This window comes from candidate division WOR-3 bacterium (genome assembly GCA_039802205.1).
In the GTDB taxonomy this organism is placed as follows: domain Bacteria; phylum Hydrothermota; class Tepidihabitantia; order SM23-42; family JAOAFX01; genus JAOAFX01.
This window is the reverse complement of record JBDRWD010000084.1, coordinates 1-8,094: the sequence shown is the minus strand read 5'-3', so window position 1 is coordinate 8,094 and position 8,094 is coordinate 1. Positions and strand designations below refer to the sequence as shown.

At 40.6% G+C, this 8,094-nt stretch carries 11 protein-coding genes; all 11 read right to left on the bottom strand.

Features of this window, described 5'->3' with window-relative positions; genetic code table 11:
• On the bottom strand, window positions 1-739 hold a 739-nt coding region (locus ABIL39_11930; GenBank protein MEO0166834.1), incomplete at its 3' end, for a hypothetical protein.
• 67 nt (window positions 740-806) lie between these two features.
• The gene (locus ABIL39_11925; GenBank protein ID MEO0166833.1) at window positions 807-1,277 is read right to left on the bottom strand and encodes an NADH-quinone oxidoreductase subunit C; all 471 of its coding nucleotides are present in this window, start codon (window positions 1,275-1,277) and stop codon (window positions 807-809) included.
• 7 nt (window positions 1,278-1,284) lie between these two features.
• Window positions 1,285-1,413, bottom strand: coding sequence for a hypothetical protein (locus ABIL39_11920; GenBank protein MEO0166832.1), 129 nt, complete (start codon window positions 1,411-1,413; stop codon window positions 1,285-1,287).
• A complete protein-coding gene (nuoB, locus tag ABIL39_11915; protein ID MEO0166831.1) occupies window positions 1,410-1,829 on the bottom strand; it encodes an NADH-quinone oxidoreductase subunit NuoB in 420 nt (139 codons plus the stop codon). Before nuoB ends, ABIL39_11920 begins: the two co-directional genes overlap by 4 nt.
• Window position 1,830: 1 nt before the next feature.
• Entirely contained in the window at window positions 1,831-2,157 is a 327-nt protein-coding gene (gene ndhC, locus ABIL39_11910) for an NADH-quinone oxidoreductase subunit A (protein ID MEO0166830.1), read from the bottom strand.
• Complete coding sequence (locus ABIL39_11905; protein MEO0166829.1) at window positions 2,150-2,332, bottom strand: hypothetical protein; 183 nt, start codon at window positions 2,330-2,332, stop codon at window positions 2,150-2,152. Before ABIL39_11905 ends, ndhC begins: the two co-directional genes overlap by 8 nt.
• A 2-nt stretch (window positions 2,333-2,334) precedes the next feature.
• Window positions 2,335-2,652 (bottom strand): NADH-quinone oxidoreductase subunit NuoK, encoded by a 318-nt coding sequence (nuoK, locus tag ABIL39_11900; protein ID MEO0166828.1) that lies wholly within the window; start codon window positions 2,650-2,652, stop codon window positions 2,335-2,337.
• Window positions 2,645-3,130: an NADH-quinone oxidoreductase subunit J gene (locus ABIL39_11895; protein MEO0166827.1), complete on the bottom strand. Its 486-nt coding sequence runs from the start codon at window positions 3,128-3,130 to the stop codon at window positions 2,645-2,647. The genes nuoK and ABIL39_11895 overlap by 8 nt, the downstream gene beginning before the upstream one ends.
• Window positions 3,131-3,138: 8 nt before the next feature.
• A complete protein-coding gene (locus ABIL39_11890) occupies window positions 3,139-4,620 on the bottom strand; it encodes an NADH-quinone oxidoreductase subunit M (GenBank protein MEO0166826.1) in 1,482 nt (493 codons plus the stop codon).
• 10 nt (window positions 4,621-4,630) lie between these two features.
• Entirely contained in the window at window positions 4,631-6,505 is a 1,875-nt protein-coding gene (locus ABIL39_11885; protein ID MEO0166825.1) for an NADH-quinone oxidoreductase subunit L, read from the bottom strand.
• Window positions 6,502-7,932: an NADH-quinone oxidoreductase subunit L gene (locus ABIL39_11880; protein ID MEO0166824.1), complete on the bottom strand. Its 1,431-nt coding sequence runs from the start codon at window positions 7,930-7,932 to the stop codon at window positions 6,502-6,504. Before ABIL39_11880 ends, ABIL39_11885 begins: the two co-directional genes overlap by 4 nt.
• Window positions 7,933-8,094: the final 162 nt, after the last annotated feature.

Genomic DNA, 8,094 nt, shown 5'->3' with positions numbered 1-8,094 from the left:
AGTACTCATAAACCCCCTTATCAATCCAACGCTGATTTAAAGAATCCCACTTTGCAGTCCCTTTTGGCACACCAACCTTGTATTGCTCTGAGTGTAGAAGCAATGCTAGAGAATCGGTAAGCGAAGGCTCTAATTCTTTCATCATCTTGATAATCCTACGATTTTCCTCTAATGAAACACGACTCTGGTCATACCTACCAATAAATGAACCATCAACAAAATCATACCGATACTCCACCGACAGCCCCCTCTCATACTCCTCCCTCGTCCCATACTGACCGGTCTCGGGATCAATGAGATAAAGAGGCATATTGATAGTCGCTCCACACCCTTTACTTACTTTAAACCGGATGCCTCCCATTATTCTTATGCTCACAGCTTTCTTTGTGATTTTTAATTTAACCGAAAATTCGCGCCATTCACCTGGTTTCAAGATTGGAACAAATATTTCTTTCTCGCTAAGAAATATTATTGGATCGGTACTTCCTGCCCAAAAATGGACAGTATAGCCTAGCGCCACCATACGCTGGGGATACATATTCAATCTATTTTCTTCTTTGAGTTTTATGCGATACACAACTTCAAATGTTTCTCCCACACGTGGATAAGCTCCTCTAATATACATCATTTGCTCTACATCGTGTTCTAAAGGACTTACGAAGTCCTGGGCATAACCAAGCCCTATAACCACCATCATCAGCCATACGGCTGCTATTTTGTTTACTTTAATGCCTCTCATTTTTATCCCTTTGCTTACGCATTGCAAACCATTTGCAACTGCACTATTGTAGTTTTAAATGCCTCAATTACTTGCCTCCCGGGATTTTTTCTTCAGGGCGTTCAAATTTCCAATCTTTGCGCAATGGATATTCGCCTTCAGGCCAGTCATCAGGTAATACAAGACGCTCTGGATTAGGATGCCCTTCAACCTTTATCCCAAACATATCCTGTATCTCTCTCTCATAAAGCGTGGCACCAGGAATTACGCTGGTGATAGTTGGCACCTTCGGGTCATTCCTCGGTGTCAGTGTTCGGACAGTCAATACACAATTTTCATTGGCAAGATGATATAATATTTCAAAATTCTCACCCAGATCAACACCCGAAATGGTTGAAACATGATAAAAATTAAATTTCTCTTTTAAAAATCTTATTGCCTCAACAAGGTCTTTCTTATCAACCTTTAAAAAGACCCTTCTTGGGGCAGGATTGGTTATATCTAAAACCTTTTCTTTCAAACCCTGCTTTATCTTTTCTAAAAGTTCAGTTTCACCCATATTTTCCTCAATTCACCTCTGAATATGCAAGGCTAACCTCTGGTTCTGAAAGAACCATCGGTTCTTGAAGAAAGCCTTGCCCTACATTCTCAATTGCCCTGAATTGCCTTAAATTGCCCTCAATTGCCTTTTTCATAATGTCTTCAACAACTTATAAACCCCATCAATCACTGCATCCGGACGGACCGGACAACCTGGAATATAGGCATGGACAGGAAGGACCTGGTCAACACCACCGATGATGTTATAACAACCCCGATACACACAACCACTCATTGCGCACGCACCGACCGCCACGACAAACTTCGGTTCAGGCACCTGCTCATATATCCTTATCATCCTGTCCTTGCTCTGCCTCGTCATTGGCCCGGTGCAGACAATCACATCTGCATGCCTTGGTGTTGCCTTTAACAGAACACCGAATCTTTCTAAGTCAAACCTCGGCATCAATGCGGCAAGTATCTCAATATCACAGGCATTACATGCCCCGGTATTCAAATGTAGAACCCAGGGCGATTTTATCCTTGACCATCTAACAAGCCAGCTTAACATATCAACTCCTCGTTATCAATGCCAAGACCGAGATAAATATCATCGCCAGATAAAAGATACCAAACAAGGCGACTGCGCCTTTGGGAATCGTCGCCACCACCAGTGTCGCCACATGCATCATCGTGAAGAACAGTGCAACATAGAAAAACAGACGATAACCAAATTGGACTTTTGTTCCTGGAATATCCTCACCACAGGCATAGGTTGAAACCTTGCCCGGTGTCTTTTTCATTTTTGGCGCCATCAAACTACCAAGCCAGTAAATCAAATAGAAAATACCCAAGAAAATCAAAAAGGCAATGGGAGGAGAAAGTAAAATATCAATCATTGTGAACCGCCTTTTTGCAGTATCGCTTCGCTCGCAGGATCATCCCGATAACAAAAATCGGGATTTGCAGTATCACTCCGTTTGCAAAAGGCATTTCCTGCAAGTTCCGAATCTTTTTTTGGAACGATACTGCAAGTCCTTCAGGATGATACTGCGTTTCCTGCGTTTTTTTCATATTTATCCTTTCAGCTTTGTAAGTTTTTTCACATCCAGACTACCAGTATGGCGATAAAGATTTATAACGAGCGCCAGGGCAACTGCGATAGCGCAGACCTCAACCACAATAAATGTTATCACCAGGCTCTGACCGGTTAGAATCAGCCCTTTTACCGAACTCGCTGATATCAAAGCAAGGGTCACACCTTTGGCAATAATTTCTATTCCGATGAGCAATTTAATTAAATTGCGCATTGAAAGAAGGCAGTATAATCCAATGAAGAAAAGAATAAAGGCAAATATTAGATTCAGATAAAAATCATTAGGTAAATTAATCATTTTTATCCCTCTTTCTGAATAATGCTAACACCGAAAAGACACCGGCAAAGATTATACCAATTTGAGCGAAGAGATCGAATGTCCGTTTCTGCCATAAGACATCGCCAAATTTGCCAGATTCTGGTAGCCATTTTGTTAGCGGTGGCATTTTGCTCAATAACAGATACATAATCAAAATATCAATAATGATAAACCAGATGAAGAACAACGGAAAGATATAAACAGGCAGTTTACTTTCTTTAAAATCATCACCCCTTGTCAAGCCAATCGTTGAAACAAATAAGACAGTAATCAAACCCGCAACGACCGAAATTTCAAATACACCAGCATAATACGCCTTCATAAAGAACAATACTACTGCAAGAAATACACTTGCTGCCATAAGGCTCAATGCGGCTTTAAGCAGGTCTTTTAACAATACCGCAAGGATTGAAAAGAAGACCAGGGCGCAGAGTGATATTAAATATAACTCCTGCATAAAAACCCCTATAACCTCAAATACTGCATTGCATATCTAATACCATATTCAAGAATATTCACTGCGGGTGTAATCCATTTGGAGATAACCACGGGGAAGCCAATGCCGATTATGATACAAACAAGGGCGATTAAAAGCGTTGACAATGCCATCCAGAAAGGAACTTCCTTAACATTTTGTAGTGTTTCTTTCAATTTACCAAAGAATGCCCGACGCTGGATAATAATATAATACCACAATGTAATAATACTTGCCAGGACCGCCACAAATGCAAATCCATAAGCCCTTGCCTGTAATAATCCTATAATAATAAATAACTTGCTCCAGAATCCGTTAAGTGGTGGCACACCGGCAACGGAAAGCGAACCAACCACGGTAGTCGCCGCAGTAATTGGCATCCTCTTACCAAGACCACCCATCTTATTCAAATCCCTGGTGCCGGTTGAATGCTCAACCGAACCTGAATTCAAAAACAACAATCCTTTAGCAAGGGCATGGTTTAAGATATGGAATAATGCACCCATTATTGCAAAACTCGTTCCCGCGCCAAATCCAAGGATAATATAACCGACCTGGCTGATTGATGAATAGGCAAGCATTCTTTTAATATCATCCTGTCCCAGGGCAAGGACTGCACCGACTAAAATAGAGATTATACCGAGATACATCAAGACCGTTGATACTGCGGGTGTTAAACCGAAGACATTCAAGAATATTCTTGTCAGTGCATAGACACCAGAAACTTTTATTAATAAACCCGAAAGCATTGCGGATATTGGTGCGGGTGCACTGGGATGGGCATCTGGTAACCAGGAATGGAATGGCACAAGCGCTGCCTTTAAGCCAAAACCAAAAATGAAGAATCCAGTGCAGATATACATTATAAATTTCGCATCTTCTTTAAAGAATCTTTCTGCAATGTCACCGAGTTTCAGACTTCCGGTAATACTGAAGATTAGAGCAATGCCCAATAGCAGAAATGCGGTTGCGACTGCAGAAAGTGCAAGATACTTGAATGAGGCCTCAAGTTCATCATGCTTTAAACCATAGGCGACAAGTCCATAGGAAGATATCGCAGCAACCTCAAGGAAGACATAGATTGTAAATAAATCCGTAGCAAGGACAAGTCCGGACATACCGCCGACCATAATCATAAATAGAGCATAGAATATCCCTTTTGAACCATAATGTTCCATATAGTCAATTGAAAATAGCGTTACACCAAAACTGACGAGATATATAGCAAATAACATAAATAGACTGAAACCATCCAACGCAAAGACAATATTTAAATTTTGATTGAACCACTGGAAATGGCGTATTCCGGAATGTGATGCCACAACCTGGTAGCCAAAGGTCATTGAATAAATCAATAGAAAGAGGATTGCCAGATTCGTCAATAAATCAGGTAGAAATCTTTTTGAAACTTTCTCAATCAAAGGCAGGAATGCAGCAAGGACGAACGGAATGATTATAAAAAGAGATACCATATCAGACTCCTCACTTAATCAAAGATAATAAAACATAGACAATTATAACAAGTCCCGCAATACACCAGGCAAGGTAGTTTGCATAGTGACCATTGTGTGCGTACTGGAGTAGTTTCGTGAATGCATTACCAGTGATAGTAACCGTCTTCTCATAGAAGTAGTCAATCGGTCTATCAATCGCCACATACAAGATATGGGCAAGTCCTTTTAAGAACTTAATCCCCTGTTCATACATATCAAAAACCCTTTGCTCTGACCATTCATAGAGGGTGCTTAAAATTGGCAGTCTGTGGATAACCTCAGAGGCATAGGCTGCCTTTTTCTCTGCCTTGTTCCAGCCATACAAATGTATTACAAGACCAATCAGGAGCATAAAAATTGATACGCCAGCAATCGGATTTACCAAATCAAGGGCATGGGCAGAAAAATCATAGTGATGGGCAATCTCTTCGGGATGCATTTCAAGTAAAGGTTCAAAGAAATATTTGAAAGGCAGATAATTATAAACGCCAAATAAAATGCAGAGCACCGCAAGGATAATCATAGGAACCAGGAATGGAGATTCTGCCTCTTTTGTCTTGGGTAATTCTTTGTTGCGCGGTCCTAAGAATATTGAATGCCCTGCCTTTAAGAATGATACAAAGGTGAATATTGCACCAACCCATCCGGCGATAGCAAATATTACAAAGCCTGTTTCATAAGCACCATGTATCACAAGTTCTTTTGATACAAAACCGTTTAGGGGCCAGATTCCTGATATTGCCGCAGCGAGAATTAAATAACACAATGCAGTAATGGGCATATCCTGTTTTAATCCACCGAGTTTCTTCATTTCGGTTGTCCCGGTCCGATGTTCCACTGCGCCTGCGACCATAAACAATCCAGATTTGTATATGGCATTATTCAACATGTGGAATATTCCACCAATGATACCGATCGGCAATGCAGTTCCAATACCCAAGACCATATAACCATACTGGCTTATCGCATGGAATGAAAGCAATTTTTTATAATCCTTCTGTATCAATGCCATTAGCACTGCAAAGACGATAGTAATGGAACCAATTATCATTAATATGATTGAAGCCGGCGTCCCCTTGATTGCAAATAATTCAACTGAAATTCTCGTTAATAAGAATATACCCAAAAGTTTCTCAAGTGCTCCGGGCAAGAATGCCATCACACTGACCGGTGCATCAATTGCCGCATCCGGAATCCAGGTGTGGAATGGCATTGAACCACCCTTTCCCAAGGCACCAATCATCATCATTATAAAACTGAGTAAATACAGTCCGGTCGGTTTTACCGGCTCATGGGCAATTTCAGATAGACTTGCCTTGCCGGTGAGATACCAAAGAATTGCAATGCCGAATATCATACAGAAGTCGCAAAGACCATTAATGATAAATGCCTTGATTGCAGTGCGCTGGGTATTTTCTGTATTACCGAGGGTTATTAGACCATAAAGGGTCAAGAGCAATCCTTCCCAGAAGAAGAGCAATACCAAAAAGTTATCCGCAAGTATCGCACCATTGGCAAAGGCAATCGTGAGAAAGATATAGCAGTAGTATTCGCCGACCCTCGGATGTTCTTTCATCTTTATAAATGAATATAGACTGATTAAGAATCCAAAGATGTTTATCCACAATAATGCAAATGATGAGAAATGATACAATCTCAAATCAAAATTTAGCCAGCCCACCCAGTTCAATGTCAAGACGAGATTTTTGTAATCAAATAAGAGCCAGGCAATATAGACTAAAATTGCACCGGCAATAATAGCAATAAACTCCCGCAGACCCTTGATTGTTCTGGGAATTAATATTGCTATAATTGCTACAACAACCGGTAGCCAGATTGTAGTCAATAATATCTGTGGATTCATAATCCTAACCTCAATATCTGTGTTGTGGCTATATCAGCCAGTTTCATTGGATAGGCGATAAATATACCCGCAAGGAGCGAAAGAATCGCAAGTACAATCACGACAAAAAGCATTGAATTTGTTCCTTCTTTTGCAGGAATCTTTGCCTCACCAAGGAAGACCATATTGAATACCCGGAACATATAGAATGCGGTCATAACTGCAGTAAAGAGTGCTAATGCGGCAAGCCAGAGATTACCAGATTTTACAGTGCCTAAAATCACTAAAAACTTTGAAAAGAATCCACCAAGGGGTGGAATACCAATCACCGAAAATGCCGAAATGATAAATACTATTGCAGTAATGGGCATAGTCTTTATAAGACCACCAAGTTGTCTGATATCCTTGGTATGGGTATTGTGTTCAATAATACCTGCACACAAAAAGAGCCCTGCTTTTGCAAGCCCATGCATTAAAAGATATAAAATTGCACCAGTAACCGCGGTCGGCTCCATCACACTCAAACCTAAAAAGATATATCCAATCTGACTCACCGTAGAATAAGCAAGGATTCTTTTTAGATCGTTCTCCACAGTTGCTGCACCCGCTGCCACGAGACTGGAAATCACCGCAAGGATTGGAATCGCGGTCTGCCAGCCCTCAGGTATTGCAAATGTATAATTAAATATCCTGGCATAGGCATAGACACCAATCTTTACCAGGACTGCGGCATGTAATAATGCAGTAACAGTTGAAGGTGCAACACCCGCATCAGGCAACCAGGTTTGGATCGGCACAGTTGCTGACTTGGCAAACATACCGAATAAAATCAATAAGACTGCGGAGCCAGGAACGAGCGTGCCCCGCATATCCATTATATTGAAACTCTGGGTCTGGTTATAGATCTGGATAAATCCAAAGAGCATAATTACTGCGCCACCAAATGTGACTAAAAATGTCTTATCTGCTCTTAATATATGAATCTTATCACGATAAAATCCAACAAGGCGCCAGGAACAGATCGCGGTGATCTCCCAGAAAAGATACATAAATATCAAATTTGCTGAATATACCAGACCCATCATTGAACCGATGAATAATAAGACCATCAGATAATATTCGCTCTGGTTTTCTTCATGAGCAATATATCCAATAGAGTATAAAACAATCAACATTCCAATAAAGGAAGACACAATGGACATAAAGACTGATAGACCATCAACCACAAGATAAAAATCAAGCCCCATAACAAGGGGTCTACCAAATATATGCTGTCCACCATTAAATGCAAAAGGTAATAATAATAAAGGAAGGATTGCAGTTGCTAAGGCAATGAGTACTGACCAGACCGAACGGAAACTCTTTGATATCAAACCCGCGACAGGAATGGTCAATGAGCCGATTATTGGGACGAATATCGTAAGCAGGGTAATCGTCTCAATATTCATAAAGATTGGCAATTATATTTAAAATAAAAAAAATGTCAATGGGGAAAATGCCTGAGTACTCCTCACTTTTTCCTCCCCCTTTGATGGGGGAGGATTAAGGTGGGGGTGATAAAAATGGATTTGTCTCTTGATTCTTTTTCAATTTGTTTTAAATTCATGGCG

Excerpts from the sequence above, each read along its gene's own strand:
- ABIL39_11925 (MEO0166833.1), bottom strand. The coding sequence starts at position 1,277 with ATGGGTGAAACTGAACTTTTAGAAAAGATAAAGCAGGGTTTGAAAGAA.
- ABIL39_11920 (MEO0166832.1), bottom strand. The coding sequence starts at position 1,413 with ATGAAAAAGGCAATTGAGGGCAATTTAAGGCAATTCAGGGCAATTGAG.
- nuoB (MEO0166831.1), bottom strand. The coding sequence starts at position 1,829 with ATGTTAAGCTGGCTTGTTAGATGGTCAAGGATAAAATCGCCCTGGGTT.
- ndhC (MEO0166830.1), bottom strand. The coding sequence starts at position 2,157 with ATGATTGATATTTTACTTTCTCCTCCCATTGCCTTTTTGATTTTCTTG.
- ABIL39_11905 (MEO0166829.1), bottom strand. The coding sequence starts at position 2,332 with ATGAAAAAAACGCAGGAAACGCAGTATCATCCTGAAGGACTTGCAGTA.
- nuoK (MEO0166828.1), bottom strand. The coding sequence starts at position 2,652 with ATGATTAATTTACCTAATGATTTTTATCTGAATCTAATATTTGCCTTT.
- ABIL39_11895 (MEO0166827.1), bottom strand. The coding sequence starts at position 3,130 with ATGCAGGAGTTATATTTAATATCACTCTGCGCCCTGGTCTTCTTTTCA.
- ABIL39_11890 (MEO0166826.1), bottom strand. The coding sequence starts at position 4,620 with ATGGTATCTCTTTTTATAATCATTCCGTTCGTCCTTGCTGCATTCCTG.
- ABIL39_11885 (MEO0166825.1), bottom strand. The coding sequence starts at position 6,505 with ATGAATCCACAGATATTATTGACTACAATCTGGCTACCGGTTGTTGTA.
- ABIL39_11880 (MEO0166824.1), bottom strand. The coding sequence starts at position 7,932 with ATGAATATTGAGACGATTACCCTGCTTACGATATTCGTCCCAATAATC.